General features: G+C 56.6%; 26 protein-coding genes and 1 riboswitch. Of the genes, 12 read left to right on the plus strand and 14 right to left on the minus strand.

The window, feature by feature from the left end:
• Window positions 1–100: 100 nt before the first annotated feature.
• Window positions 101–1,174 carry a YjgN family protein gene (locus tag VN114_RS07605; protein ID WP_325513586.1) on the plus strand — a complete coding sequence of 358 codons (1,074 nt, stop codon included), beginning with the start codon at window positions 101–103 and terminating at the stop codon, window positions 1,172–1,174.
• A gap of 2 nt (window positions 1,175–1,176) precedes the next feature.
• Window positions 1,177–2,181 (plus strand): M48 family metallopeptidase, encoded by a 1,005-nt coding sequence (locus VN114_RS07610; protein ID WP_325513588.1) that lies wholly within the window; start codon window positions 1,177–1,179, stop codon window positions 2,179–2,181.
• 85 nt (window positions 2,182–2,266) lie between these two features.
• Here the strand turns inward: VN114_RS07610 and VN114_RS07615 are convergent, their stop codons facing one another.
• The 6 genes from VN114_RS07615 to VN114_RS07640 all read right to left on the minus strand — a co-directional run bounded on the left by VN114_RS07615 (window position 2,267) and on the right by VN114_RS07640 (window position 9,032).
• Entirely contained in the window at window positions 2,267–2,842 is a 576-nt protein-coding gene (locus VN114_RS07615) for an elongation factor P (protein WP_325513590.1), read from the minus strand.
• A gap of 110 nt (window positions 2,843–2,952) precedes the next feature.
• A complete protein-coding gene (earP, locus tag VN114_RS07620) occupies window positions 2,953–4,146 on the minus strand; it encodes an elongation factor P maturation arginine rhamnosyltransferase EarP (RefSeq protein ID WP_325513592.1) in 1,194 nt (397 codons plus the stop codon).
• A 53-nt stretch (window positions 4,147–4,199) separates the two neighbouring features.
• Window positions 4,200–5,762, minus strand: a complete 1,563-nt coding sequence (locus VN114_RS07625; RefSeq protein WP_325513594.1) for a DHA2 family efflux MFS transporter permease subunit — start codon at window positions 5,760–5,762, stop codon at window positions 4,200–4,202.
• Between the two features lie 2 nt (window positions 5,763–5,764).
• On the minus strand, window positions 5,765–6,985 hold the full coding sequence (locus tag VN114_RS07630) for an HlyD family efflux transporter periplasmic adaptor subunit (RefSeq protein WP_325513596.1): 1,221 nt from the start codon (window positions 6,983–6,985) through the stop codon (window positions 5,765–5,767).
• Window positions 6,982–8,511 (minus strand): efflux transporter outer membrane subunit, encoded by a 1,530-nt coding sequence (locus VN114_RS07635; protein ID WP_325513597.1) that lies wholly within the window; start codon window positions 8,509–8,511, stop codon window positions 6,982–6,984. Before VN114_RS07635 ends, VN114_RS07630 begins: the two co-directional genes overlap by 4 nt.
• A 41-nt stretch (window positions 8,512–8,552) precedes the next feature.
• The gene (locus tag VN114_RS07640; RefSeq protein WP_325513599.1) at window positions 8,553–9,032 is read right to left on the minus strand and encodes a MarR family transcriptional regulator; all 480 of its coding nucleotides are present in this window, start codon (window positions 9,030–9,032) and stop codon (window positions 8,553–8,555) included.
• A gap of 237 nt (window positions 9,033–9,269) precedes the next feature.
• On the opposite strand from VN114_RS07640, the gene VN114_RS07645 reads away from it, so the two are divergent.
• Window positions 9,270–10,238 carry a DUF72 domain-containing protein gene (locus tag VN114_RS07645; protein ID WP_325513601.1) on the plus strand — a complete coding sequence of 323 codons (969 nt, stop codon included), beginning with the start codon at window positions 9,270–9,272 and terminating at the stop codon, window positions 10,236–10,238.
• 38 nt (window positions 10,239–10,276) lie between these two features.
• Here VN114_RS07645 and nrdR read toward each other — a convergent pair whose 3' ends face one another.
• On the minus strand, window positions 10,277–10,753 hold the full coding sequence (gene nrdR, locus VN114_RS07650) for a transcriptional regulator NrdR (protein WP_325513602.1): 477 nt from the start codon (window positions 10,751–10,753) through the stop codon (window positions 10,277–10,279).
• A gap of 226 nt (window positions 10,754–10,979) precedes the next feature.
• Complete coding sequence (gene glyA, locus VN114_RS07655; protein WP_325513604.1) at window positions 10,980–12,224, minus strand: serine hydroxymethyltransferase; 1,245 nt, start codon at window positions 12,222–12,224, stop codon at window positions 10,980–10,982.
• 148 nt (window positions 12,225–12,372) lie between these two features.
• Window positions 12,373–12,500, minus strand: a riboswitch (ZMP/ZTP riboswitch).
• 129 nt (window positions 12,501–12,629) lie between these two features.
• On the opposite strand from glyA, the gene VN114_RS07660 reads away from it, so the two are divergent.
• A complete protein-coding gene (locus VN114_RS07660) occupies window positions 12,630–13,034 on the plus strand; it encodes a group III truncated hemoglobin (RefSeq protein WP_414694206.1) in 405 nt (134 codons plus the stop codon).
• 138 nt (window positions 13,035–13,172) lie between these two features.
• Complete coding sequence (xth, locus tag VN114_RS07665; RefSeq protein ID WP_325513606.1) at window positions 13,173–13,940, plus strand: exodeoxyribonuclease III; 768 nt, start codon at window positions 13,173–13,175, stop codon at window positions 13,938–13,940.
• Between the two features lie 4 nt (window positions 13,941–13,944).
• On the opposite strand, the gene VN114_RS07670 is transcribed toward xth, so the two are convergent.
• Window positions 13,945–14,718: an SDR family NAD(P)-dependent oxidoreductase gene (locus tag VN114_RS07670; protein WP_325513608.1), complete on the minus strand. Its 774-nt coding sequence runs from the start codon at window positions 14,716–14,718 to the stop codon at window positions 13,945–13,947.
• A gap of 230 nt (window positions 14,719–14,948) precedes the next feature.
• Between VN114_RS07670 and VN114_RS07675 the strand changes: the two genes are divergently transcribed.
• A complete protein-coding gene (locus VN114_RS07675) occupies window positions 14,949–15,401 on the plus strand; it encodes a helix-turn-helix domain-containing protein (protein WP_325513610.1) in 453 nt (150 codons plus the stop codon).
• A 134-nt stretch (window positions 15,402–15,535) separates the two neighbouring features.
• On the opposite strand, the gene VN114_RS07680 is transcribed toward VN114_RS07675, so the two are convergent.
• The 5 genes from VN114_RS07680 to VN114_RS07700 form a co-directional block, all read right to left on the minus strand.
• Window positions 15,536–16,516 (minus strand): tripartite tricarboxylate transporter substrate binding protein, encoded by a 981-nt coding sequence (locus tag VN114_RS07680; RefSeq protein WP_325513612.1) that lies wholly within the window; start codon window positions 16,514–16,516, stop codon window positions 15,536–15,538.
• Between the two features lie 218 nt (window positions 16,517–16,734).
• Window positions 16,735–17,085, minus strand: a complete 351-nt coding sequence (locus tag VN114_RS07685) for a DUF6572 domain-containing protein (RefSeq protein ID WP_325513614.1) — start codon at window positions 17,083–17,085, stop codon at window positions 16,735–16,737.
• Window positions 17,082–17,336: a hypothetical protein gene (locus VN114_RS07690; protein WP_325513616.1), complete on the minus strand. Its 255-nt coding sequence runs from the start codon at window positions 17,334–17,336 to the stop codon at window positions 17,082–17,084. The genes VN114_RS07685 and VN114_RS07690 overlap by 4 nt, the downstream gene beginning before the upstream one ends.
• Window positions 17,337–17,364: 28 nt before the next feature.
• On the minus strand, window positions 17,365–18,021 hold the full coding sequence (locus VN114_RS07695; RefSeq protein ID WP_325513618.1) for a class I SAM-dependent methyltransferase: 657 nt from the start codon (window positions 18,019–18,021) through the stop codon (window positions 17,365–17,367).
• Window positions 18,022–18,055: 34 nt separating this feature from the next.
• On the minus strand, window positions 18,056–18,997 hold the full coding sequence (locus VN114_RS07700) for a CysB family HTH-type transcriptional regulator (RefSeq protein WP_325513620.1): 942 nt from the start codon (window positions 18,995–18,997) through the stop codon (window positions 18,056–18,058).
• 138 nt (window positions 18,998–19,135) lie between these two features.
• Between VN114_RS07700 and VN114_RS07705 the strand changes: the two genes are divergently transcribed.
• The 6 genes from VN114_RS07705 to VN114_RS07730 all read left to right on the plus strand — a co-directional run bounded on the left by VN114_RS07705 (window position 19,136) and on the right by VN114_RS07730 (window position 25,244).
• On the plus strand, window positions 19,136–19,909 hold the full coding sequence (locus VN114_RS07705; RefSeq protein WP_325513622.1) for a sulfite exporter TauE/SafE family protein: 774 nt from the start codon (window positions 19,136–19,138) through the stop codon (window positions 19,907–19,909).
• A 12-nt stretch (window positions 19,910–19,921) separates the two neighbouring features.
• A complete protein-coding gene (locus tag VN114_RS07710) occupies window positions 19,922–21,616 on the plus strand; it encodes a nitrite/sulfite reductase (RefSeq protein WP_325513624.1) in 1,695 nt (564 codons plus the stop codon).
• Window positions 21,609–22,178: a DUF934 domain-containing protein gene (locus tag VN114_RS07715; RefSeq protein ID WP_325513626.1), complete on the plus strand. Its 570-nt coding sequence runs from the start codon at window positions 21,609–21,611 to the stop codon at window positions 22,176–22,178. The genes VN114_RS07710 and VN114_RS07715 overlap by 8 nt, the downstream gene beginning before the upstream one ends.
• Window positions 22,175–22,912 (plus strand): phosphoadenylyl-sulfate reductase, encoded by a 738-nt coding sequence (locus VN114_RS07720; protein WP_325513628.1) that lies wholly within the window; start codon window positions 22,175–22,177, stop codon window positions 22,910–22,912. Before VN114_RS07715 ends, VN114_RS07720 begins: the two co-directional genes overlap by 4 nt.
• 62 nt (window positions 22,913–22,974) lie before the next feature.
• Window positions 22,975–23,910 (plus strand): sulfate adenylyltransferase subunit CysD, encoded by a 936-nt coding sequence (gene cysD / locus VN114_RS07725; RefSeq protein WP_325513630.1) that lies wholly within the window; start codon window positions 22,975–22,977, stop codon window positions 23,908–23,910.
• Window positions 23,910–25,244 (plus strand): sulfate adenylyltransferase subunit 1, encoded by a 1,335-nt coding sequence (locus tag VN114_RS07730; RefSeq protein WP_325513632.1) that lies wholly within the window; start codon window positions 23,910–23,912, stop codon window positions 25,242–25,244. The genes cysD and VN114_RS07730 overlap by 1 nt, the downstream gene beginning before the upstream one ends.
• The last annotated feature ends 28 nt before the right edge of the window (window positions 25,245–25,272 follow it).

A 25,272-nucleotide genomic window follows, 5' to 3' on the forward strand; every position in this document is an offset into this window, starting at 1 on the left:
CGGCAATGCTTTTGAACAAGCGTCGAAACTTGACAAGAGATTGCCGGCAGGTAATCCTGCCCGGGCACTAAATAAAAATAACCTTCTCAGGGGAGCAACCATGGTCGAGCCATCAGCCTTCGCGGCAGCTGTAAACGATTCACCCACTCCGGAAGCACCACAACGCTTCGCCTTTAACGGAACCGGCGGCGAATATTTCCGCATCTGGATTGTCAACCTGCTGCTCTCCATAGTCACGCTCGGTATTTATTCTGCGTGGGCCAAGGTGCGTCGCACGCGCTATTTCTACGGCAGCACGAACGTTGCCGGCGCCAGCTTCGAATATCACGGCAATGCGGTTGCGATCCTGAAAGGCCGCATCGTCGCCGTCGCCTTGATCGCTCTGTACAACGTAGCCTTTTCGATTTCCGATCTCGCCGGTTTCCTGATGGTCATCGCAGCAATGCTGGTATCGCCGTGGCTGATCTGGAAAAGCCTGCAATTCAAATTGTTCAATACCAGCTATCGCGGCATTCGCTTCGGTTTTCGCGGTTCAATGAAGCAGTCCTACATCGCCTATCTGCTCTGGCCGCTGGTTTCGCTGATTACGCTCTTCCTTGCGGCACCGCTGGCGCACCAGCGCATGAAGAAATTCCAGCATGAGGAAAGCCGTTTCGGCACGACGCACTTCTCATTCCACGGCACGGTCGGTCGCTTTTATTTGGCCTATCTGCTGGTTTTTGTGATCTGGCTGATCGGCGTCGTGGCGATTTCCGTCACGCTCGGCGGTGCCTTGTTTGCCACAATCGCCGCAGAAACATCCAGTGCTGGCCAGCTTGCCATCCTGGTGTTCGTGATGGCTTTGTATCTGTGGATGTTTCTGCTGTTCCCGATTTTCGCAACACTGATCCAGAATCTGATCTGGAACAATACGCAACTCGGTCGGCATCGTTTCACCAGCAACATGAAATGGACGAGGATGACCTTCATCGTCATCACCAACATCATCGGCGTCATCTGCACGCTCGGCCTGTTCCTGCCGTTCGCCACGATACGCGCGATGAAATACCGCATCGAATCGATGACGCTGATACCGGAAGACAGCCTCGACCACTTCATCGCAGCCGAACAGGAACAGGTTTCTGCCACCGGCGAAGGCATGGCCGATCTGCTGGACTTCGATCTGTCGCTGTAACGATGGCGATTTCTGCCCCGATCTCCGCAATTTATTTCGACGGCAAGACGTCGCGCGCGCATCGCGTGACGCTGACCGTCGATGCGGAAATCGCCAGCATTGCAGGCGATGTCGAACGCAGTTGCCCGATCGGCGAATTACGCGTGTCCGAACGGGCACGCCATACGCGCCGCAAGGTCACCTTCCCCGACGACGCCTATCTTGAAGTGCAGGATGAGCCGGCCTTCGATGCCTTGCTCGCGGAAACCGGCTATCGCGATTCCACCGTGGTACGCATGCAGCAAAGCTGGCGCGGTGCGCTGATCGCCTTCGTCATCACGGTGGCGGTTCTGCTACTTGCGTATCTGTACGGTCTGCCGCTGGCGGCAGAAGCCGTGGCCAAGGCATTACCGGAAAAGGTCGAGCGCTCGATCGGGAGCGGCATGCTGGATTTTCTCGATCACAAGATCCTGCGACCAAGCACACTGCCACCGGCCAGACAAGCGACCATCGTTGAGCGTTTCAGGCTATTGACGACGCCACGGCCGGATGCGCCGGATTACACCATCGTGTTTCGCAAAAGCCGGATCGGGCCGAACGCGTTTGCACTGCCGTCCGGCCAGATCATCCTGACCGATGAACTGGTGGAATTGATGGGCAACGACGAGCAGATTCTCGGCATCCTCGCGCACGAACTCGGACATCTGCACGAACGTCATCTGATGCGACGCATCATACAAAGCTCGGCGATCGGTGCAGTGGCAACGGTCATCTTCGGCGACGCATCGGCCATCGTCGCCAACATTCCGACATTGATGCTGGACATGAAATATTCGCGCGATGCCGAACGTGAAGCGGACGATTACGCGATCGCGATGATGAAGGCCAATGGCATTCCGTTGACACAATTGATTGCCAGTTTCGACAAGTTGAAAGCGGCAGCAGGCAACGGTGATGAACTGTCTTCCTATCTATCGTCACATCCGCCGACGACGGAACGCATGGCACGCATCGAGCAGGCGCGCTGATTTCTCAAGTCGCCTGCTGCAAAGACGATCGGCGAAAAAAAACGCTGCCGGTTGAAATCGGCAGCGTTTTTTCTGGATCGGCAACTTAGTTGCGGACGATCTTCTTGTACTCGTTGGTACGCGTATCGATTTCGATCACGTCGCCCTGATCGACGAACAGCGGAACCTGCACGCTGTGCTGGTAGGCTTCGATTGCGTTTTCGATGCGTGCTTCCTTCAACACGTTACCGGAAGTATTGCCCTTGACTGCAGGCTCCGAATACACGATCTGACGTGCGATGGTGGTCGGCAGTTCAACCGAGATCGCCTTGCCGTCATAGAACACCGCTTCGCATTCCATGCCGTCTTTCAGGTAATGCAATGCATCGCCCAGGTTTTCTTCTTCGATTTCGTACTGGTTGTATTCCGTATCCATGAACACATACGACGGATCGGAGAAGTACGAATAGGTCACCGGTTTCTTGTCCAGCACGACGACGTCGAACTTATCGTCGCCGCGGAACACGTTTTCCAGCGGGCTGTTGGTCAGAAGATTCTTCATCTTCCACTTGTAGGTAAAACCGGTACGGCTCGAACCGTTGACGTCGGAGCGCAATACGATCATTGGCTTGCTATCAACCATGATGATGTTGCCGACACGAACTTCTTTTGCGAATTTCATAGGGAGTAGTCGTAAAAAATAGGTTGCACGAAAATCATCGGTCGCCTCGCGGTCAACCGCGCCATCAGCTCATGCCTGATCGAAAAAAGGCGCTGGAGATCAACCGCGCATTATACCGATTTTTTTGCTGCGTCTGACCGCAAGGCGACGGCAAATTTCAATAAATTGGCAGCAAGATCGCCGTTTTCCTGCATCTGTTGCTGCCAATCGACGGATCTGGCGGTTATTTCCGCCATGTCGGACTGGAAGGACGACCAGATTCCTGCCCAGCTTGCCGGTTCTTCCGCATTGCCATCAGGCGCACCGTTCCAATGCAATGACAACGTGGACAGGCTTGCGATGCCGCCCGCCCCTTTTGCATATCGCTGCAGGAATGCGCGCAGCTTCACGTGATGCAGATTTTCATCCTGCGGATAAATATGCCAGATGAACGGCTTGCCCGCCCACTGCGCGCGCACCCAGGAATCTTCGCCCCGCACGAAATTGAGGTCGCATGCCCACAGCAGCTTGTCGTAATCGGGTTGTGCGAAAAAAGGCAGAACACGCACCGTCAACGCACCGCGCGTCTGTGCCGCTCCTGTTTTCGCCTCGCCGCCAAGAAATCCCCGAATCGCGTCGGTCGCCACGCCTTCCGGCACCAGGCAGGTCACAGCAGTCTCACCGTGTTGCCACGCGTCGAACAGTTTTGCAATCGGAGCGTGCGGATAACAGAACAGCGAGACTTTCAACGACGACATTTCTGCCGGCGTGACGCCAAGTTGCGCAAGAAAGGTGGTCATTGCACTTCGGTCCGACTGGAACTTGCGGCGCTCTTCTTCCAGCGCTGCTTCACGCAGCAAACCGCCTGTCTTGCTGGTAAAGCCCGGAAAGAAAAAATGCTTCGTCAGCGGCAGGCGCGGGTGCGATGAGGGCAAGGCATGACAGCCCTCGACCCATTCTTCAGCGCTCAGGCCTTCCAGATTGAGCCACACCGGGCGCGGATCGCAATCGACCATCGCTGCGATATAGCCCGGCGGAATATCGACTGCAAAGAATTCGATGACGATATCGGCGATGTCTTCAGCTGAAAACGCGCCATTCTGATCGCGCCAGTGACGTACCGTCACGCCGGAAATTTCCTGCCTATCGGAATCGATATTCACGTCCGGACAGATGCGACGGAAACTCAACAGGTCGTCGACAAACAGGGTGACGTCGATAGCGTGTTCGCGTTGCAATTGCCGCGCAAGACGCCAGCAGATGCCGATGTCGCCGTAGTTGTCGACGACACGGCAAAAGAGATGCAAGGATTGCGGAAAGGTCATGCAGGCAACCGGTGATTCAAATCACGCATGATAGTCGATGCCGCAACGGCGCATCAATGCGCGCCGCCCGCATCGACCGGTGCCGCCGACTTGCTCGGCTTGGTCAGCCAGACGAAACCGATCAGCACCAGAAACAGGATCGCCGAAATCCAGAACATGTCGGTTGCGCCAAGCGTGCTTGCCTGCACCGTCATTGTCCGCTCGACCACAGTCCACGCTTCCTGCTCCGACATGCCGCGCGCCATCAATCCGCTCACTGCCTGCGTGAATGCAGGATTATGCGCCCCAGTGTATTCAGCCAGTTGCGCATGATGCAGGATCGAACGGTTGTCCCACATTGTCGAGACCACCGACGTCCCCATGCCGCCGAACATGATCCGGACGAAGTTCGACAAACCCGCTGCTGCCGGAATTCGGTCCGGTGACAGACCGGACAGGATGATCGACGTCAGCGGAATGAAGAACATCGCCATCGCCGCGCCCTGAATCACGGTCGGGACCATCAACGTATAAAAATCGACGTCCTGCGTAAATTGCGCCCGCATGTAGAACACCAGCGCAAAGATCAGGAAGGCGGTTGTCGCTACCCAGCGCGCATCGATCTTCGGCAGAATCTTGCCGACAATCGGCGACATGATGACTGCCAGCACACCGACCGGTGCCATTACCTTGCCTGCCTCGGTCGCCGTGTAGCCGAGCTGTGTCTGCAACCAAAGCGGCAGAATCACCAGGCTGCCGAAGAACAAACCGTAACCGACCGAAATCGCCACCACGCCGCCGCTGAAATTGCGGCCCTTGAACAGCGACAGATCGACCACCGGATGTTTTTCGCCCAGTTCCCAGATAACGAAATAGACGAAGGCAACCACAGCGATCACACCCAGCGTCAAGACGACACCTGAGTTGAACCAGTCCAGTTCCTTGCCCTTGTCGAGCATCACCTGCAAACAGCCGACCCAGACCACCAGCAATCCCAGACCGACCTTGTCGATCGGCAGCTTGACGGTCTTGCCTTCGCGATGCTTGTAGATCGACCAGGTCGCCCATGCCGCGAACAGCCCGATCGGAATGTTGATGTAGAAAATCCACGGCCATGTGTAGTTGTCCGAAATCCAGCCGCCGAGAAGCGGCCCTGCCACCGGCGCCACCAGTGTCGTCATCCCCCAGAACGCCAGCGCCATGCCACTCTTCGCCGGCGGATAACTGGCGAGCAGCAAGGCCTGCGACAGCGGAATCATTGGTCCGGCCACCGCGCCCTGAATCACACGGGCAGCGATCAGGATGCCGATACTTGGCGCCAGTCCGCACAATGCCGATGCGATGATGAACAGAATGATCGAGGAGATGAAGAGCTTCACCGGGCCGAAGCGCATCGTCAGCCAACCGGTCAGTGGAACGGAGATCGCGTTCGATACAGCAAAGGACGTGATGACCCATGTGCCCTGTTGCGGCGACACGCCGAGATCCCCGGAGATCGCCGGAATCGACACGTTCGCAATCGACGAATCGAGCACGTTCATGAACACCGCCAGCGACAAGGCCACCGTGCCGAGAATCAGCGGCGTACCGGACAGCGGCGGCAATGCGTTGTTTGGCTTGCTAGGTGTGGCGCTCATGATCAGTGTGCTTTTGCACTCGTTTCTGTTTTTGCGTTTGTTTCGCTATTCGCTGCGATGATCTGTGCCACATGGGCTTCGGCTTCGCGACCGATGTTGTCGAACACCGCCGTTTCATAGGCAGCCGCCGTACGCACCGGCTCATGCGAGGTCAGCGAGGTACCGTCCGAATTGGCGACGTCCACGGTCACCAGCATCGACAGACCGACGCGCAACGGGTGCGTTTCCAGTTCCTTCGGATCGAGTGCGATACGCACCGGAATGCGTTGCACGACCTTGATCCAGTTACCGCTCGCATTCTGCGTCGGCAGCAGCGCAAATGCTGCGCCGGTACCGGCTGAGAGGCCTACCACCTTGCCGTGATATTCAACCTTGCCGCCATAAACGTCGGACTCCAGCGTCACCGGTTGACCGATGCGCATTTTCGCGACCTGGACTTCCTTGAAGTTGGCATCGACCCACAGCGAATTCAACGGCACGATTGCCAGCAATGGCGTACCCGGTGCAACGCGCTGGCCGACCTGCACCGACCGCTTGGCGATGTAACCGGTGATCGGGGCTGGCAATGTCGTGCGCGCCAATGCCAGATAAGCGGCCTGTACCTGTGCCGCGGCCGCCAGTACATTCGGATGCTGCGCAACCGAGGTGTGATCCGTCAACGCCTGATTCGACGCCAGTTGCTTGCGAGTTGCCTGCAATGAGGATTCTGCCGATTCCAGTGCAGTGCGCGCATGTTCCAGTTCTTCCTTCGATACAGCGCCGGTACCGATCAACTGCTGGCGACGTGCCAGATCGGCGCGCGCACGATCGACATCGGAACTGCGCAGGGCGATATTCGCATTCAGCGTGGCGTTATCGACGAACAACTTGCGTACTTCGCGCACCGTTTGCGCCAGTTGCGATTCGGCCTGTTCCAGCGCGACCTTGGCATCGCTGCGATCGAGTTCCACCAGCGGCTTGCCGGCCTGTACCAGTTCGGTATCGTCGGTATGAATCGCGACCACGGTGCCACCGACCTGCGGCGTGACCTGCACGACATTGCCGGCGACATACGCATCGTCGGTATCTTCGAAATGACGTGCATAGATGAACCACCATGCGCCGTACGCAATTGCCAGCAACGCCACCACGGCGGTGGCGATCATCAGACGGCGACGACGCTTGCCGTTATTTTTGCCATCACTGTTCGTGGTTTCTTGGATTTCCGTATTGGTCGTGTTCATGATGCGTTACTCACAGAGGTGGAAACATTCGTTGAAGGATGACTGTTTTCGAGATTTTCGTAAGACAAGCCGTGCGACTGCGCGTCGAAACCGCCGCCCAGTGCCTTGATCAGCCCGATATGCATTTCGCTGCGACGCGCCTGCGAATCGAGATCGACACGCTTCTGTAACAGATAGAACAGTTCGGACGTCAGCACCGGCACCATGTTGGTGGTGCCGATACGTTCACGTTCACGCGCCAGTTGCAAACTGTTGCTCGCGGCTTGCGTCGCCAGTTTCTGCTGGCTGCTTTGTATCGATGCCGAACGCAACGATTGCACCTGATCGGCAACGTCGTGCAGCGCCTCGGTCAATGTCTGGTTATAGGTCGCCACCAAGCCGTCGTACGAAGCGACACGCTGCTTCAGATTGCCGCGCAGACGATCGCTGTCCAGAATCGGCATGCTGATAGCCGGACCGATACCGGCCACACGACTGCCGCTTTCCAGCAGGTTGCTGAGTCCCAGGCTGGAAAAGCCGGCGAAGGCAACCAGATTGACGTTCGGATAGAACTCGGTCTTGGCCGCATCGATACCGCCTTGTGCCGCTTCCACGCGCCAGCGCGCGGCGACGACATCAGGGCGACGCCCAAGCAAGGCCAGCGGCAATGCATCGGGCAATGCGATTGCTGTTTCGGATGGCAACGAAGGACGCGCGATGCGCTGGCCGCGATCCGGCCCCTGTCCGAGCAATGCAGCCAATTGATTGCGTGTCAGCGCAATCGCCTCATTGAGCTGGGCCTGCGAAGCACGCAGGCTGGCTACCAGCTGACGAATCTGCTCCTCGTCGGATTTTGCATCCAGCCCGGCGTCGTAACGCAATTGCATCAGATGCAGCAACTGCTCGCCGACTTTCAGTTGCTGCGCGTTCACATCCTGTTGCTCGTATTGCTGCGCCAGTTGTACCCATGCGCGCGCAACCGCCGTTGCAATCACGAGACGCGCGTTGTACTGCTCGGCCTGCGCGGCCTTGTCCTGGGAAATCGCGCTGCGAAATTCCGCCGCATGCTTGCCCCAGAAATCGAAGTCGTAGGAAAAATTCAGTTCAAGCGCACTGTCCGTCTGATAGGTTCCGGCAAATGGAGGCGGCACCAGACCGGATTCGGAATACCGTTGGCGCGTCGCGTTGAAATTGACTGATGCGATCGGATCCCCATTGGCACCGGCCACTTGCGCCGCAGCCTTGGCTGCAGCCACACGCGCCGCCGCGACCTGCAGATTCGGGTTGCCTGCAATCGCCTCGTCGACCAGGGATTGCAACTGGTCGCCTCCCAGCTCTTTCGCCCATGCCACATCCGGCCACTGTCCATGCTGTCCGGGCAACGTTTCTGCCGCAGCGTAATCGGCCGGCTGCTGCAGATGCGACGCAGGTTCGATACCGCTGAAGCTGGCGCATGCGTTCAGCAACACCGCTGCACAACTCGCGGCCAGCAAACCGCGAAACGGCTTCGCCGCAATGCCTGTCTGGATCTGTAAAGAATTTTTCATCGTGCGTTCCCGCTTGTCTTGCTATTTGGCTTGATCGATTTTTATTTCATGTCCTGCTTGCCGTCGGCTACTTCGGTCGCAAGCAATTTGCGCAACAGGGTTTTCAAGGTTGCGACTTCTTCCGCGCTGAAATCGATGAAATGCCGGTTCAACACTGCTGAATACAAGGTCGGCAATTGTTCGGCCAGTCTGTTGCCTTCATCCGTCAGCTTCAGGTTAATGACGCGGCGATCGTCACCGCGCGGCATCCGCATGATCAGGCCGCGCTTTTCCAGACGGTCCAGCATGCGGGTGATCGATGCGGAATCGATATACAGCTCGCGAGCCAGCTCAGCCGCCGTCGAATAATTTCCCGAATACAGCATCAGCACAATGCTGCCCTGCGCATGCGTGATGTCATGTGCCGCCAGATCGATATCGACCGATTTGGCCAGCTTGATCTGTGAGCGCTTCAGCAGGTAGCCGACGCTTTCCTCGATGCACCAGGATCCCGAAGGGAACATTTTCTTGAAGTTGGTCATATATTTGTCGTATCAATAACTACCAAGTCAGTTGCTGTATTAATCAATTACAGTAAAAGTCAATTACTGCTTAGGCAGCAATATAGCAGAATTTCAGAATTTGTACAGATCGCTACAGAAAACACCGTTTTTTCGCTACACGACCTGAATAAAGGAACAATTCTTCGTCTCGACTCTCAACAGAAAGGAAGAGAAACCAAAACGCTTTCGCCGTTGAACGGCGCTTGGGAGAATTTCATGGCTGCAATCCGAACCGGCATTTCCGGCTGGCGCTATGCCGGTTGGCGCGACACGTTCTATCCACCGCAATTGACGCAGGCACGAGAACTGGCTTTCGCCTCACGCGCATTGCAGACCATCGAAATCAACGGTTCGCACTACGCGCTGCAAAAACCCGAGAGTTATCAGAAGTGGTATCAATCGACGCCGGCAGACTTCATGTTCAGCGTGAAAGCGCCCCGCTATGTGACCCACATCCTTCGATTGCGCGGTGACGAATGCGCGACGGCGATCGCCAATTTTTTTGCCTCCGGCATCTTCAACCTGCGCGAAAAACTGGGACCCATCCTGTGGCAATTCCCGCCCAGTTTTCGTTTCGATCCCGACCTGTTCGAAGGCTTTCTGCGTTCGCTGCCGACCGATACTGCCTCGGCCGTCGCGATTGCACGCAAACATGACACGCATGTGCGGCATGCCTGCCTGAGCATCGACCGCAAACGACCGATGCGCCATGCAATTGAAATCCGTCACGCCAGCTTTTGCGATGAAACGTTCATTCAAATGCTGCGCAAGTATCATGCTGCATTGGTTTTTTCCGATTCAACGGCGGACTGGCCGTATGCGGAAGATGTCACATCGGATTTCATCTACATGCGGCTGCACGGCACCGAAACCCTGTATGGAGGCGAATACGGCGATGCAGCACTCGATCGCTGGACGCAACGTATCAAGACATGGTCATCCGGCAGTGAACCACGCGATGCGCAACGCATCGCCGCCAAGGCGCCGAAGGCAAAAACGGCACGCGATGTGTTCTGCTACTTCGACAACGACCAGAAGGTTCGTGCACCGTTCGATGCAGCACGACTCGCGAGTCGCCTGAACGATCGACCTGTGCAGAACGACATGAAAGCGCTGCAGCAGTCACTGTGGAACGCCGAGGAGATCAGCGATTTGTTGGGGAAAAAGAAAGCGAAACGGCGCTGATTACAGCGCCGTTCACGATTTTCCGTTGACTGACTTGCCTACTTTTGAGGGGACTTGGGCTTGCGTTCGCTTCCCATTTCGGCAATCGCATCCTGAAATTCCGCCACATCCTCGAAGCTTTTGTAAACGGAAGCAAAGCGAATGTAGGCAATCTTGTCCAGGCGCTGCAGTTCGCGCATCACCAGTTCGCCGATCTGACCCGACACGACTTCACGCGCGCCACTGGACAGCAGCTTCTGTTCGATCCGGTGAATCGCCGCATCGACCGCTTCAGCAGAAACCGGTCGCTTGCGCAACGCGAGCTGCAAACTGCCTTGCAGTTTCTTCGGATCGAATTCGGTGCGGCTGCCGTTCTTTTTCACGACCACCGGCATCGCCAGTTCGATTCGCTCATACGTCGTAAAGCGCTTGTCGCAACTAACGCAACGACGACGACGGCGAATACTGTCGCCCTCCTCCGACACGCGCGTATCGAGGACCTGTGTATCGTCGTACTGGCAAAAAGGACATTTCATTGCGTGGATGATCCTGTATAGATCGCAACATCAGCAAAAGAAACCCAACGCAGTTGCAGCGCGCTACATGCCGCATCCGGCAACCGCGGTCCGACATTCCAAAATGGCCTTGTCCGATCGACACGGACAAGGCCATCTTCAGCGATCGCTCTTCATCAACCTCACAGACCTTGCAGGTCGCTCAGAGCAATCGCGGTACAACAAAAACTCGCGCAAAAGCCTGCGATCAACCGTAGACCGGAAACGCGTCAGTCAACTTCTTCACTTCCGCCTTGACGCGTTCGATCGTCGCCGCGTTGTTCGGATTGTCCAGCACGTCGGCGATCAGGTTGCCGACCTTGGTTGCTTCCGCTTCCTTGAAGCCGCGCGTTGTCATCGCCGGGCTGCCGAGACGAATACCGGAGGTGACGAACGGTTTTTCAGGATCGTTTGGAATCGCATTCTTGTTGCAGGTGATATGCGCCGTGCCGAGCAATGCTTCGGCATCCTTGCCGGTGATTTTCTTGGCACGCAGATCGACCAGCATCACATGCGATTCGGTGCGATTGGACACGATGCGCAGGCCGCGTGCGATCAGTGCCTTGGCCAATGCGTCTGCATTCTTGATGACCTGTTCCTGATAGGTCTTGAACTCCGGCGCCAGTGCTTCCTTGAACGCTGTGGCCTTGCCGGCAATCACGTGCATCAACGGGCCGCCTTGCAAACCCGGGAAGATCGCCGAGTTGATGATCTTTTCGTGCTCGGCTTTCATCAGGATGAAGCCGCCGCGCGGACCACGCAGCGACTTGTGCGTGGTGGACGTGACGAAATCGGCGAATGGCACCGGATTCGGATAGTGACCGGCTGCGATCAGACCGGCGTAATGCGCCATGTCGACCATGAAATAGGCGCCGATTTCCCTGGCGATTTTTGCAAAGCGTTCGAAATCGATGCGCAGTGCGTAGGCCGATGCGCCCGCGATGATGAGCTTCGGCTTGTGTTCACGCGCCAGACGTTCCATCGCTTCATAGTCGATTTCTTCTTTTTCGTTCAGGCCGTAGGACACGACGTTGAACCATTTGCCCGACATGTTCAGTGCCATGCCGTGCGTCAGGTGACCGCCTTCGGCCAGTGACATGCCCATGATGGTGTCGCCCGGCTTCAGCACGGCGAGAAAGACGCCCTGGTTGGCTTGCGAACCGGAATTCGGTTGCACGTTGGCGGCTTCGGCACCGTACAGTTTCTTGACACGATCGATCGCCAGTTGCTCGACGATGTCGACAAATTCGCAGCCGCCGTAATAGCGCTTGCCCGGATAGCCTTCCGCGTACTTGTTCGTCAGTTGCGATCCCTGCGCCTCCATCACGGCAGGTGACGTGTAGTTTTCCGACGCAATCAGCTCGATATGCTCCTGCTGGCGATTGTTCTCTTTTTGAATCGCACTCCACAACTCCGCATCAACTTTTGCGAGGGTTTGGTCCTTTGAAAACATGCAATGACTCCAATCGTTCAAAAATGGTCGGCGCCGTTATCGTCCAGCGCAAGACCGGCGGATAACAACGTACAGGAAGCGAATGAGGACGGAACGGACATGCAGCGGACATATACTGGGTATTCTGCAGCCTCAATCTTGCGTCCCATTCGGCTGCCCAGGCGCACGGCGAATGCAGTCTCACGCTCCACGGTGGACAAATCCACCTTTCCCTACGCGATCTTCCTTTAACTTCATGGAAAACCTCGCGATTTTTCGCCAGTTACGTGAGACGAAAATGATCGAATGATTTTACGGCAACGCCGATTTTTGGGCAAGTCGCCGCCTGAGGTCAAGGACGCCACCTCTCTCGGCGCGCATAATGATGGCAGGCAGAACCTGCCGACCGCCTTTCAGGAGATCAATGTGGCACCCGATATCTGTACCGATGAAGAGATCAAGACGCTCGTACATACTTTTTATGCCGAGGTCCGTCGCGATGATTTGATCGGGCCGGTTTTCAATCAGCATATCGATGACTGGGATCATCATCTGGCGCGGCTGGTGGATTTCTGGTCGTCGATTTTGCGCGGCACGGGGCGTTACTCCGGCACGCCGATGCAAAAGCATATTGCGCTGCCGGAACTGAATCCCGCTCTGTTCGAACGCTGGCTGTCGCTGTTCAACGAAACGCTGTCGAAGCAACCGAACGCCGCAATGCGCGAGCGGGCATCCGCTGCAGCCCAGCGCATTGCACAAAGTCTCTGGTATGCGTGGCAGATGGATCGTGCGCCCGAAAAACTGCCGTCCGACCTCAAGTTCAAGCAATAGACATCGCGTCGGCGCAACCAGTCCTGATCCGAACAGGTCTGCTACATTACGCACCTCGAGCGAGACATGCATGCAGGCCGCACCAGCGCGCGGCGGATTGCCCTCTCGCCGCCGAACATTTACGCAATGGAAATGAACATGCAATTAGCCACCTGGAACGTCAACTCCCTGAAAGTCCGTCTGCCGCACGTCCTGAAATGGCTGGAAGAAAATCCGGTCGACGTGCTGTGTCTGCAGGAATTGAAAACCGTCGATGAAAAATTCCCGGTTGCCGAGATCGAGGCGGCCGGCTATCACGTAGTGTTCTCCGGACAGAAAACATACAACGGCGTCGCGATCCTGTCGAAGCACCCAATCAGCGACGTGGTGAAAAACAATCCGCTGTTTCCCGACGATCATCAACGCATCATTGCCGGCACGATCGAAGGCATGCGCATCGTTTGCGTTTATATCCCGAACGGGCAATCGCTGGATTCCGACAAGTTCACCTACAAGATGCAATGGCTGAAGGCGCTGCACGACTGGCTGAAAAGCGAAGCGGAAAAATATTCGCAAATGGCGCTGCTCGGCGACTACAACATCGCGCCGGAAGATCGCGACGTCTGCGATCCCGCAGCATGGGAAGGACAGACGCACGTATCCGAACCGGAACGCAATGCATTCAAGGATCTGCTCGGCTTGAACATGAAGGATGCATTCCGCATGTTCGATCAGGCGGAAAAGTTGTACAGCTGGTGGGACTACCGGCAGATGGCCTTCCGTCGCAACATGGGTCTGCGCATCGATCACATTTTGCTGACGCAACCGCTGGCCGATCGCTGCATTTCATGCGTGATCGACAAAGTACCCCGCAAGTGGGAGCAACCGTCGGATCACGCACCGGTGATCGCGACGCTGAACGATTGACGCATTACGAACGATAAATCAGGGCACCAAGCGGAGCACCTGCTGCGCCACCATCGACGGCGATATCGGCTGCCGTGATATTGGATGATTCGTCGGAAGCAAGGAACAGTACGGTATTGGCAATCTCTTCCGGCTCGCCCAGGCGGCCCGATGGAATGCCTTTCGTCAGATAGTTGTCCAGCACCGCACGCTGCTCCGGACTTGGCGCTCTTGCATCCCAGATCGGGGTACGCGTTGCACCGGGCGAAACCTGATTGACGCGAATACCGCGTGGCGCAAGCTCTGCCGCAAGAACGCTGGTCATGGAACGCACAGCGCCCTTGGTGGCCGCATAGGCGGACGATCCCGGATTGCCGGTGAAGGCCAGCACCGATCCATTCAGAACGATCGATGCCTTCGGGCCCAGATACGGCAGCGCCGACTGCACCGTGAAAAAGACACTCGTCAGGTTGGTCTTGATGATGTTTTCGAATACATCCAGCGTGGTGCTGCCTACTGGCGTATCGCCACCGATACCTGCATTGGCAAAAACAATATCGATATGACCGAATGCCTGCGCCGCTTTTTTGACAGCACGGTCGACTTCCTGCATGTCGGCCAAATCCGCCTGAATCGCCAGCAGATTGGGACCAAGTTCCGCGGATGCGGCATCCAGCGTTTTCTGACTGCGTCCCGTGATCGCCACTTTCGCTCCTTCTGCAATAAAACGACGTGCAGTTGCCAGGCCGATTCCGCTATTACCACCCGTGATGAACGCTGTTTTTCCATTGAGTCTCATGATGATCAACCTTTCAGTGAATTAATAAAGTTTAATAATGCAACCAAATATCTTAAAAAGAACGACCGTTTCAGCGGCCCCACGTTGAGAGAAGCTGCATTCTTCTCTTTTCGTAATAAGTTTAATATTGAAACCAGAATATACACAAACTAGTTTCATAAAACAACCGATTAAGTTAAAATTTTTTATATCAATGCGATAGCCGCAGGGCTTTACGGGAAGGAATTGAAATGAAACGCAAAAGTCTGGAAGGCAATGTGTGCTCGATTGCGCGATCGCTCGACATCATCGGCGACTGGTGGTCGCTGCTGATCATTCGCGATGCGCTGGGCGGTCTGCGTCGTTTCGGCGAATTTCAGCGCAGCCTCGGCATGGCAAAGAACATTCTCAGCACGCGGCTGAAGGCAATGGTCGAGCAAGGCATCATGACTGTGGAAGCCGCATCGGACGGCAGCGCCTATCAGGAATACGTGTTGACTGAAAAAGGACGAGCATTGATGCCCGTGCTGGTCGCACTGGGGCAATGGGGCGCCGACCACATGTTCAAACCCGGCGAATACGGTTCCGTGATTCTGGACGTCAAGAAAAGACGTCCGTTGCGCAAACTGGAGTTAAGGGCGGAAGACGGACGTGTTCTCACCGCAGAAGACATCATCGTCACCCAGCGGGTGATTCCTGGCTGATCCACGGTTGATCAGAACTGGCTGCCGTTGAAATGTAAATCGTCCAAAGCATCAACGACGCGCTCCAAATAAAAAACGGCTGCATTTCCATGCAGCCGTTTTTCATGGCGGTCACTCGCCGTGTTCGACCGACATTAATCCACTGTCGCGCCGCTTTCCTTCACAACCTTCGACCACTTCACCGATTCATCCTTGACGAACTTGGCAAAATTTTCCGGCGTGTCGCCAACGAAATCCGATCCGGTATCGTTCAGCACGCGCTGGAAGTCAGGCTGTTTCATGGCCTTCAGCGTTTCGGCGTTGATCTTGTCGATGATCGGTTTTGGCGTGCCGGCTGGTGCAAAGAAGCCGTACCATGCATAGGACACCAGCGTCGGGAAACCCGATTCGGCAAACGTCGGCACGTTCGGCAACAGCGCGGAACGCTTGTCACCGGACACCGCGATCACCTTGACCTTGCCGCTCTTGATGTGCGGCATGATCGCAATCATGCTGTCGAACATGATTGGAATATGTCCGCCCAGCAGATCGGAAATGGCCGGTGCCGAGCCCTTATACGGGACGTGGGTCATTTCCAGTCCGGTCGTGCTGCGGAACAGTTCACCCGTCATGTGCTGCGGCGTCCCCGAACCTGCGGATGCGTAAGAGAAATCGCCTTTTTTCGATTTGATATAGGCGATCAGTTCCTTCAGGTTGTTGGCGGGTACGGCGGGATTGGCAACCAGCACCAGCGGCACGCGCAACAGGTTGGTAATCGGGATCAGATCCGTGCTCGGATCGAACGGCATTTTCTTGTACAGGCTCGGATTGATCACGATCGGCGCACTGGAAGTGATCAACAGCGTATTGCCGTCCGGATTGGCGCGCGCTACTGCCGCACTGCCAATATTGCCGCCACCGCCGCCGCGATTATCGATGACGAAAGGTTGATGCAGATCTTCGGTCAGACGCTTGGCGATCGGACGCGCTGCGATGTCGGACGGTCCGCCCGGCGGCCACGGCACGACAACGGTTACGGTGGAATTCGGCCAGGTTTGTGCCAGCGCGCTTGCGGAAAAGCTGACGGCTGCGAATGCACAAAGAAGGAGTTTGCTGCCGCGAGAAGGTCGCTTCATGTGTCACCTCATTGAATTTTTGTTCCGGCTTGCGGGACGACATCGAGTCCGTCAACGCAAGCCCCGGCAGGCGTACGGTGCGCCTGTACTGCTGCTGTGTTGTTTGATACGCGACAAGAATAACCGAACTTCCTGTCACCGCGCTTACACCACCGATGTGCAACTTTTATCGACAAATGCTCTGAAGCATGGACCTGCAATGATGCGGAGCAGAAATGCTAAGGCGCTTTGGTGTCGTCGGCATAGCTTGAGCCGAGCGGGGCATAACGCAACAGGTATCCGACCTCATCCAGCGCCTGTTGCGCAGCGACGAGAAAATCCTGTGCCTGGCGATCCGGCGCATAAATGCAGCGGATCTCGATGACGAAGTCTCGATTCTGCGTCTGCGGATACGCAAGATAGATTTCACCGCTCTCGACAAATTTCAGGCACGCGTTGATGCGATTTTGCAGCTCCGACAGCAACGAGTCGTTCCACGGCATGTATTCGAAAATGGTCAGCTTGCATTCACCCGATAGCGGGTCGATGCTGACCGTGTCCGCAAGCAGGCCGGAGCGAACCGCATTCATTTCTTTATCAATTGCTTTTCGAATGCAAGATCGGATTTGGTTGCCTTGCGCGGCTTTTGCGGGCCGAAAGCCTTGACGAATGCCACGAACTCGTCCAGCGGCAGGCGCTCGCTGACGACCAGCGGCTCGCCTTCCGGCGAATTATCGACAAGATAGAAAGATTCGTCGCCGGTGCGCACCATTGCGTAGTGCTCGTTGCCGCTGCGTTCCTTCAAACGTTCAACGGCGGCAGTGGCTCTGGTTGATCTCATGTTGTCTGCTCCTTGCGTATCGTCGCGCTCATCGCAAGCGCGCCGTCAGCATCCAGTAATGTTCAAACCGATGAACGCGCATGTCGCGCAGCAACGGCCCGAGGCGCTTGCGCAACGTGCTGTCAGTATAGTAATTCTTGAGAATTTCATACCGCTCGCCATTCGGCAGCGCATGTATCTGGTAGGTATTGCCTTCCTGATCGGTGCGGGCGATGACCGTTTTCTCGCTTTCAACCTGCGAATTGTCGACCAGCACCAGCAAGCCATCCTTGCCAATGATTTTTTTCAGGCGTGCAATCACATCTGCCTGATCCTGACGTTTGACATGCGACCACCAGAAACCTGCAAAGCAGGCAGTAAACTCACCGTCCACCTGCGGATCCAGCGCATCGGCAACCGCAAATTGCACGACGTCTTCCGGCAGTTCCCTGCCCTTTGCCTGCTCCAGCAGATTGGGATTGATGTCGGTGGCGAGAACAAATTCTGCATATTCCGCCAGTTCGTCGGTCCAGTAACCGTCGCCGCAAGCAAGTTCCAGCACGCGCTGGCCGGTCATCAGCTCACGCAGGTTGTCCATGATGTCGTCGAGCGCATCCATTGCATCCGGATTTTCGACATCTTCCTCGTCGAAATTGTTGCGCAGCGCGTAATACGCGGCCATGTCGGTGTTTACCGGATTTGTCATGCTTTCATTTCAAAAAGGGGTGATCGATCGTCGATCACAGTTCGTAGACGTCTTTTTCACCACTCAGCACCTGCTCCACCAGCTTGCGATTGAGCATTGGCGCCAACAGTTCGATGAAGGTAAAGACATATCCGCGCAAATAAGCGCCCTGCTTCAACGCAAGACGCGAGACATTGGTACCGAACAGATGCGCAACCGGAATCGCCCGCAGGTTTTTATCGCGTTCCGCATCGAACGCCATGCCGGCGATGATACCGACGCCAAGCCCGAGTTCGACATAGGTTTTGATGACATCAGCATCGATCGCTTCCAGCAGGATATCGGGTTTCAAATTGCGTAGCGTGAAAGCGTGATCGATCTTGTTGCGGCCGCTGAAGGCACTGTCGTAAGTAATGAGCGGAAATTCGGCAATCTCTTCCAGTGTGACCTGCTTCGATTTGAGCAGCGGATGATCGGGCGGCACCACAACCTGATGTTCCCACTGATAGCAAGGCAGCGAAATCAGGCCGTCGACATCGGCGATCGATTCGGTTGCAATCGCCAGATCGGCGTGCCCCATCAACACCATGTCGGCAACCTGACGTGGATTGCCCTGCAACAGGGACAGTCGCACCTTCGGGAATTTCTGCGTGAACGCCTGCACCACTTTCGGCAGCGCATAACGCGCTTGCGTATGCGTGGTCGCAATCGTGAAGCTGCCGCTGTCGTGCGCGGCGAATTCGTTGCCGATGCGCTTGAGGCCGTCGATCTCCTGCATGATCAGCTCGACCGATTTCAGGACCGCCCGACCTGGCTCGGTCAGGCCGCGAATCCGTTTGCCGTGGCGTGTAAAAATATCAACACCCAGTTCTTCCTCAAGCTCGATGATCGCCTTCGACACACCGGGCTGCGACGTGAACAGCGCTTTTGCGGCTTCGGTCAGATTGAAGTTTTGCCGTACGGCTTCGCGAACGAAACGAAGTTGATGAAGATTCATGTTGGTCTCCCCGGGCGGTTCCGCTTCATTGTTTTCCATTGTTGCTTATACACAAAACGCATATAAGCAAATAATTAGTATGTAGTTTGGAATAAGACATAAGTTTATTACCATTCGCCCTACTTTGCGCGAGGTCTTATGTCTGTTTCTTATATTGTTTCGGGTTTTGCTGTTGGCGTGCTCGTCGGATTGACCGGGGTCGGCGGCGGCTCGCTGATGACGCCGTTGCTGACGCTGCTGTTCGGCGTCGCGCCGACCACTGCCGTCGGAACAGACCTCGCGTTCGCCTCGATCACCAAGATTGCCGGCACCGTTGCGCACCGTTCCAAGGGCAATGTGCACTGGGCCATCGTCAAGCACCTGTGCATGGGAGCGCTGCCTGCAGCCGTGCTGACCGCCATCGCGCTCAAGTACTTTGGCGGGCTGGGCGCGGAGGCGTCGCACATCATTCGTTATTCGATCGCCGGTTCGGTCTTTTTGACCGTGATCGCGCTGATTTTCCGCACCCGTCTGCAAAACTGGATGGCGCAGCATCCGAATCGCCAACTGCACGGCGGCAAACTGGTTTTTGCGACGATCCTGTCTGGTGCGATCCTCGGTACATTGGTTACAATCTCGTCTATCGGCGCCGGTGCAATTGGCGCCACGATACTGGTTCTGCTTTATCCCCGCCTGACACCGGCCGAAATCGCCGGTACCGATATCGCGTACGCCGTGCCGTTGACCGCGATCGCGGCGCTCGGCCACTGGTGGCTCGGTTCAATTCATTGGGATTTGCTGCTGATGTTGCTGATCGGCTCCGTACCGGGTATCACGCTCGGCTCGCTGGTGTCGAAGGCCATACCGGAAAAAATACTGCGCGTGCTGCTGGCGACCACGCTGACGACCGTTGCAGTGAAGCTCGTTTTTTAAGGGACATACAAGATGTATCGCTACGACCAATACGACCATCAAATCGTCAAGGAGCGCATCGCGCAATATCGCGATCAGGTGCGTCGTCGCCTGTCGGATGAACTGGCGGAAGACGAATTCCGTATCCTGCGCCTGCAGAACGGCCTGTACCTGCAGCGCCACGCATACATGCTGCGCATCGCCGTGCCGTACGGCCTGCTGGCGTCCAAACAGATGCGCATGTTCGCGCACATCGCACGCACGTACGATCGCGGCTATGGCCACTTCACCACGCGCCAGAACATCCAGTTCAACTGGATCAATCTGGAACAGACACCGGAAATCCTTGAACATCTTGCTTCGGTCGAGATGCACGCGATCCAGACCTCCGGCAACTGCATCCGCAACACGACTTCCGACGAACTGGCCGGCGTGGCTGCGGACGAAATCATCGATCCACGCCCATACGCAGAAATCATCCGCGAATGGAGCACCTTCCATCCGGAATTCGCCTACCTGCCACGCAAGTTCAAGATCGCGATCAACGGCGCGGTCGAAGATCGTGCGGCGACTGCCGTGCACGACATCGGCCTGCACGTGATCAAGAACGAACAAGGTGAAATCGGCTTCCGCGTGATGGTCGGTGGCGGCATGGGCCGCACGCCGATTCTCGGCAGCGTGATTTGCGAATTCCTGCCGTGGCAGCACATCATGACGTACCTGGAAGCGATCCTGCGGGTGTACAACCAGTACGGCCGCCGCGACAACATCTACAAGGCGCGCATCAAGATTCTGGTCAAGGCAATCGGCATCGAAGAATATCGCCGCCAGGTCGAAGAAGAATGGCAGCACACCAAGGATGGTCCGGGCACGCTGACGCAGGACGAACTGAACCGCGTCGCCGCCTACTTCACGATGCCCGCGTACGAAACCCTGCCGGCGACCGACGCCGACTTCGAACAGAAGAAAGCAGAAGACAAGGCATTCGGCAACTGGCTCAAGCGCAACGTCAAGCCGCACAAGGTGCCGGGCTACGCCGCCGTCGTGCTGTCGCTGAAGAAGACCGGATTTCCGCCGGGCGATGCAACCGACAAGCAACTCGACTTCATGGCAGATCTGGCCGACAAGTACAGCTTCGGCGAACTGCGCGTGACGCACGAACAGAACATCGTGCTGTCCGACGTCAGGATCAGCGATCTGTATACGGTCTGGCAGGAAGCCAAATCGCAAGGCCTGGCAACACCGAACATCGGCCTGCTGACCGACATCATCTGCTGCCCGGGCGGCGACTTCTGCTCGCTGGCGAATGCGAAATCGATCCCGATCGCCGAGGCGATCGCAGAGCGTTTCGACAACCTCGACTTCCAGCATGACATCGGCGATATCGAACTGAATATTTCCGGTTGCATCAACGCATGTGGTCATCACCACGTCGGCAACATCGGCATTCTCGGCGTCGATAAAGACGGCGCGGAATGGTATCAAGTGTCGCTCGGCGGCGCGCAAGGCAACAACGCATCGATCGGCAAGATCATCGGTCCGTCTTTCTCTGCGCACCAGATGCCGACCGTGATCGAACGCGTACTGCAAGTGTATGTACGCGACCGCATCGAAGACGAACGCTTTATCGATACCGTGCACCGCATCGGCGTCGCACCATTCAAGGAACACGTGTACGCCACGCCGATCAAGACGGCGCACGCGACAGGAGAAGATGCATATGCATAACATCATCAAGGATAGAGTCGTCATCGGTGATGATGACTGGGCATTGCTGCGATTGAAAGCGGAAATCCCTGCCGGCACAGAAGGCGCAGAGCCGCAAGCCGCAGACAAACCGGAAACTATTGTCGTCCCAGAAGGCAAGGTCATCGTGCCGCTGACGGTGTGGCAGGCGCAGAAATCCGTGCTGCAATCGCGCAGCGATGTCGGCGTATGGCTTGCCAGCGACGAACGTCCGGAAGCGTTAAAGGACGATGTCGCCAGGCTTCCAATCATCGCTGTCGACTTCCCGAAATTTGCAGACGGTCGCGGCTATTCGATCGCCTTCAATTTGCGCGCGCGCCTGAATTACACCGGCGAATTGCGTGCTATCGGCGACGTGTTGCGCGATCAATTGTTCTACATGCAGCGCGTCGGTTTCAACTCGTTTGCAGTGCGTGCCGACCGCGATGCGCACGATGCGGTGAAGAGCCTGAACGATTTTTCGGAAACCTACCAGCACTCGTGGGACCAGAAGAATCCATTATTCCGTCGCGTCAATCGTCAGGCTGCCGAAAGCGCAAAATGATCAGCGACAATTTCGACGATCTGGTCAAAGCCACCATCGCCACATTGCAGCAGGTTGCGGACGAATTCACGCCGGCCGTGTTCGCGTCCAGTCTGGCCGCCGAAGACCAGGTGCTGACCGACATGATCCTGCGCGGCAAGCTGCAGGATCGCATCGGCATCTTCACACTGGAAACCGGTCGCCTGCATGCAGAAACATTGAGCGTGCTCGATCGCATCAAGGAAACCTACGGCTACGACGTCGAACTGTATCGTCCGCAACCGGAAGCCGTTGAAGCCTACGTCAAGAACAAGGGCTTGAACGCCTTTTACGACAGTGTGGAATTGCGTAAAGAGTGCTGCCACATTCGCAAGGTTGAGCCGCTGAATCGTGCATTGCAAGGCAAGCGCGCGTGGATTACCGGACAGCGTCGTGCGCAGTCGTCGACCCGCGCCGAACTCGCGGTGCAGGAGCAGGATGATGCGCACAACATGGTCAAGTTCAATCCGCTCGCGGACTGGTCGGAAGAAGACGTCTGGCACTACATCCACAGCAACAACGTGCCGTACAACCCGCTGCACGATCGCGGCTTTCCATCGATCGGTTGCGAACCCTGCACGCGCGCAGTTCAGCCAGGCGAAGATGTCCGCGCCGGCCGTTGGTGGTGGGAAACGCCGGAATCGAAGGAATGCGGCCTGCACGTCGTCGACGGCAAACTGGTACGCATCAAGTCGGTAACCGCGACCAGCTTTTAATCGCCGCTTTTAATTCTATTCACAGCTAAAAAATCCGCAGCTTAATCTTGTTTGAGAAACCTATGAACACTGCAGTCGACCAACACTTCCTCGACGCCGCCAGCAACAAGCACCTGGACTGGCTGGAATCGGAAGCGATCCACATCATGCGCGAAGTCGCCGCCGAATGCTCGAACCCTGCGCTGCTGTTTTCCGGAGGCAAGGACTCCGTCGTGCTGCTGCGACTGGCCGAGAAGGCATTCCGCCCAGGCAAATTCCCGTTCCCGCTGGTGCATATCGATACCGGTCACAACTTCGATGAAGTCATCGCTTTCCGCGACAAGCGCGCAGCCGAACTCGGCGAGCGTCTGATCGTCGGTCATGTCGAAGATTCGATGAAGCGCGGCACCGTGCGTCTGCGCAATCCGGATACCGATTCGCGTAATGCTGCGCAAGCGGTCACGCTGCTGGAAACGATCGCCGAACACAAGTTCGACGCCTGCATCGGCGGCGCCCGTCGCGATGAAGAAAAAGCCCGCGCGAAAGAACGTATCTTCTCGTTCCGCGACGAATTCGGCCAATGGAATCCGAAGGCGCAACGTCCCGAACTCTGGGATCTGTACAACACGCGCGTCCATCCGGGTGAAAACATGCGCGTGTTCCCGATCTCGAACTGGACCGAACTCGACGTGTGGCAGTACATCGCCCGCGAAAAACTCGAACTGCCGTCGATCTATTTCGCGCATCAACGCCAAGTGATTCCACGCAACGGTTTGCTGGTCCCGCTGACACCATTGACGCCGGCGAAAGAAGGCGAAACGGTGGAAACGCAAACCGTCCGTTTCCGCACTGTCGGCGACATCTCCTGCACCTGCCCTGTTTCGTCGGATGCCAGCAGCGTCGCGGCAATCATTGCCGAAACCGCAGTCACCCAAATCACCGAGCGCGGCGCAACCCGCATGGACGACCAAACGTCCGAAGCATCGATGGAAAAACGTAAAAAAGAAGGATATTTCTGATGAGCGCGCAATTGAACAATGCAGCGATGGTGAACAATTCGGAGAAGCAATCCGCCGAACGCGGCCTGCTGCGCTTCATCACCGCCGGTTCCGTCGACGATGGCAAGAGCACGCTGATCGGTCGCCTGCTGTTCGACAGCAAAGGCATCTTCGCCGATCAACTGGACGCCGTCTCGCGCTCCAAGCACAAGCGCACGGTCGGCGACACGATCGACCTGTCGCTGCTGACCGACGGCCTGGAAGCGGAACGTGAACAAGGCATCACGATCGACGTCGCGTATCGTTATTTCGCCACGCCGAAACGCAAGTTCATCATCGCCGACACGCCGGGCCACGAACAATACACACGCAACATGGTGACCGGCGCATCGACCGCCGACGCCGTCATCATTCTGATCGACGTCTCCAAGGTCAAACTCGGTGACGACGGCAGTGTCGAATTGCTGATTCAGACCAAGCGTCACTCGACGATCGCGCATCTGCTGCAGATCGAACACGTGATCGTTGCCGTCAACAAGATGGATCTGGTCAACTACGACCAGACCGTCTACGACCGCATCGTTGCTGCGTACGCCGAATTTGCGAAAACGCTGGGTCTGAAAGACATTCGCCCGATTCCATTGTCCGCATTGGCCGGCGACAACGTCGTCTCGCGCGGCGACAATCTGTCGTGGTACCAAGGTCCGACGCTGATCGAATTGCTGGAATCGCTGTCCGTCTACGACGAAGCATGCGGCGAACCATTCCGTTTCCCGGTCCAGCTGGTCGCACGTCACAACGGCCACGAAGCCAATGATTTCCGCGGCTACATGGGTCGCATCGAAGCCGGCAAGGTCGCAAAAGGCGACAAGCTGATTGTGCAACCAGGCGGTCAAACTGCAACAGTCAAGGACATCCAGACGCTGGACGGCTCGCTTGAATCAGCCATTGCAGGACAATCGGTCACGATTCTGCTGGACGAATACGTCGACATCTCGCGCGGCGACATGCTGGCCGAGGCGGCACGTCCTGCGACGCTGCTGAAAACCGTCAACGCCGACATCTGCTGGCTGTCGGAAGAACCGCTCGACGTACGGCGCAAATACTGGTTGAAACACACCACGCGTCAGGTAGCCGCACGCATTACCAAGATCGATACGCTGCTCGATATCAACACGCAGGAGAAGCGTCCTGCCGACGAGGTCAAGCTGAACGGCATTGCGAACGTAACGTTGAACGTGCAGCAACCGCTGGCGGCGGACGCTTACGATGCAAGCCGTTCGACCGGCGCATTCATCCTGATTGATGAAGTCACGCATCAGACGGTTGCGGCCGGCATGATCCGTCTGGCCTGATTTCGGCTGATTTTTCGTCTTGCTCACG

Source organism: Oxalicibacterium sp. (genome assembly GCF_035565035.1).
Taxonomy (GTDB): domain Bacteria; phylum Pseudomonadota; class Gammaproteobacteria; order Burkholderiales; family Burkholderiaceae_D; genus Oxalicibacterium.

Coding starts and splice junctions, on each gene's coding strand:
- VN114_RS07705 (WP_325513622.1), top strand. CDS start 19,136: ATGTCTGTTTCTTATATTGTTTCGGGTTTTGCTGTTGGCGTGCTCGTC.
- VN114_RS07715 (WP_325513626.1), top strand. CDS start 21,609: ATGCATAACATCATCAAGGATAGAGTCGTCATCGGTGATGATGACTGG.
- glyA (WP_325513604.1), bottom strand. CDS start 12,224: ATGTTTTCAAAGGACCAAACCCTCGCAAAAGTTGATGCGGAGTTGTGG.
- nrdR (WP_325513602.1), bottom strand. CDS start 10,753: ATGAAATGTCCTTTTTGCCAGTACGACGATACACAGGTCCTCGATACG.
- VN114_RS07700 (WP_325513620.1), bottom strand. CDS start 18,997: ATGAATCTTCATCAACTTCGTTTCGTTCGCGAAGCCGTACGGCAAAAC.
- VN114_RS07630 (WP_325513596.1), bottom strand. CDS start 6,985: ATGAACACGACCAATACGGAAATCCAAGAAACCACGAACAGTGATGGC.
- VN114_RS07695 (WP_325513618.1), bottom strand. CDS start 18,021: ATGACAAATCCGGTAAACACCGACATGGCCGCGTATTACGCGCTGCGC.
- VN114_RS07610 (WP_325513588.1), top strand. CDS start 1,177: ATGGCGATTTCTGCCCCGATCTCCGCAATTTATTTCGACGGCAAGACG.
- VN114_RS07685 (WP_325513614.1), bottom strand. CDS start 17,085: ATGAATGCGGTTCGCTCCGGCCTGCTTGCGGACACGGTCAGCATCGAC.
- VN114_RS07605 (WP_325513586.1), top strand. CDS start 101: ATGGTCGAGCCATCAGCCTTCGCGGCAGCTGTAAACGATTCACCCACT.
- VN114_RS07670 (WP_325513608.1), bottom strand. CDS start 14,718: ATGAGACTCAATGGAAAAACAGCGTTCATCACGGGTGGTAATAGCGGA.
- VN114_RS07625 (WP_325513594.1), bottom strand. CDS start 5,762: ATGAGCGCCACACCTAGCAAGCCAAACAACGCATTGCCGCCGCTGTCC.
- VN114_RS07730 (WP_325513632.1), top strand. CDS start 23,910: ATGAGCGCGCAATTGAACAATGCAGCGATGGTGAACAATTCGGAGAAG.
- VN114_RS07615 (WP_325513590.1), bottom strand. CDS start 2,842: ATGAAATTCGCAAAAGAAGTTCGTGTCGGCAACATCATCATGGTTGAT.
- VN114_RS07645 (WP_325513601.1), top strand. CDS start 9,270: ATGGCTGCAATCCGAACCGGCATTTCCGGCTGGCGCTATGCCGGTTGG.
- VN114_RS07690 (WP_325513616.1), bottom strand. CDS start 17,336: ATGAGATCAACCAGAGCCACTGCCGCCGTTGAACGTTTGAAGGAACGC.
- VN114_RS07635 (WP_325513597.1), bottom strand. CDS start 8,511: ATGAAAAATTCTTTACAGATCCAGACAGGCATTGCGGCGAAGCCGTTT.
- VN114_RS07720 (WP_325513628.1), top strand. CDS start 22,175: ATGATCAGCGACAATTTCGACGATCTGGTCAAAGCCACCATCGCCACA.
- earP (WP_325513592.1), bottom strand. CDS start 4,146: ATGACCTTTCCGCAATCCTTGCATCTCTTTTGCCGTGTCGTCGACAAC.
- VN114_RS07710 (WP_325513624.1), top strand. CDS start 19,922: ATGTATCGCTACGACCAATACGACCATCAAATCGTCAAGGAGCGCATC.
- xth (WP_325513606.1), top strand. CDS start 13,173: ATGCAATTAGCCACCTGGAACGTCAACTCCCTGAAAGTCCGTCTGCCG.
- VN114_RS07675 (WP_325513610.1), top strand. CDS start 14,949: ATGAAACGCAAAAGTCTGGAAGGCAATGTGTGCTCGATTGCGCGATCG.
- VN114_RS07640 (WP_325513599.1), bottom strand. CDS start 9,032: ATGACCAACTTCAAGAAAATGTTCCCTTCGGGATCCTGGTGCATCGAG.
- cysD (WP_325513630.1), top strand. CDS start 22,975: ATGAACACTGCAGTCGACCAACACTTCCTCGACGCCGCCAGCAACAAG.
- VN114_RS07680 (WP_325513612.1), bottom strand. CDS start 16,516: ATGAAGCGACCTTCTCGCGGCAGCAAACTCCTTCTTTGTGCATTCGCA.